This is a genomic window from Lamprobacter sp., from assembly GCF_034860625.1.
Classification (GTDB): domain Bacteria; phylum Pseudomonadota; class Gammaproteobacteria; order Chromatiales; family Chromatiaceae; genus Lamprobacter.
This window is the reverse complement of record NZ_JAYESN010000673.1, coordinates 1-811: the sequence shown is the minus strand read 5'-3', so window position 1 is coordinate 811 and position 811 is coordinate 1. Positions and strand designations below refer to the sequence as shown.

At 67.8% G+C, this 811-nt stretch carries 1 protein-coding gene; it reads right to left on the bottom strand.

Going from position 1 to position 811, the window contains the following annotated elements; all coding sequences use genetic code 11:
* A partial coding sequence (locus tag VBE63_RS30680; protein WP_323686729.1) for a glycoside hydrolase 100 family protein occupies window positions 1-811 on the bottom strand: 811 nt, incomplete at both ends.

Here is an 811-nt window from a genome sequence, read left to right as displayed (position 1 = left end):
ACCCTCCACCGAGCGGCCCAGGTGCAGCAGCTCGATACGCTCGGGGCGCTCCAGCAGTTGGCAGGCGACCAGATAGCCGGCGGCGCTCCAGGTCTGATGCCGGCGTGCCTGCTGACCGACCAAGCGGCCACGGCGGCCGTCGTAATACTCAGGCCAGTCGTCTTGGACCAGACGCCGCTCGGCATCGCTGAGCGCGCGCTCGACCAGCTCATCGGCACCGGTGCGCAGACCGACCAGGGCCAGCAGCCAGAGCAGCACCGGCCAGTTGCCGCCGTTGTGGTAGGACCAGGGGCGATTCTTCGGGTCGCAGCCGGTGAGGATGCGCCAGTCCTGGCCTTCCAGCGCCGGGAAGCAGAGCTTGAGCGGCATCTGGCCGATCAGGTCGTCATAGCGCTGTGCGATCAGCTGCATCAGGGCGGCGGTCTGCGCCTCGGTGGCCAGCCCGGCGGCGCAGGCGAGCAGATTGCCCTGGCCGAAATAGCGATAGTCGAGCCGGCCGGGGCCGACGTTGCCGAGCAGATAGCCGCCGGTCTCCGGCAGCCAGTCCATGAGCCAGTCGGGGATGGCGTCGGGATGGATATTGAACTTGTTGACCGCAGCCGGTCCGTACTCATCGATCCCGTAGCGGTAGATCTGGTTCAGCCGCGCGAGGTCGAGCCAATAGTAGGTGCGCACATGATGGGCCAGGTGCGGTAGGCGCTCGTCCAGGGCCGCGCAATAGCGCGTGTTCGCCGGCGCATCGGCATCGAGCAGATCGGCGGCGGCACAGAGCGCGGCGAAGAACTGTGCCTGGATGTCGATCGGGTAGCCG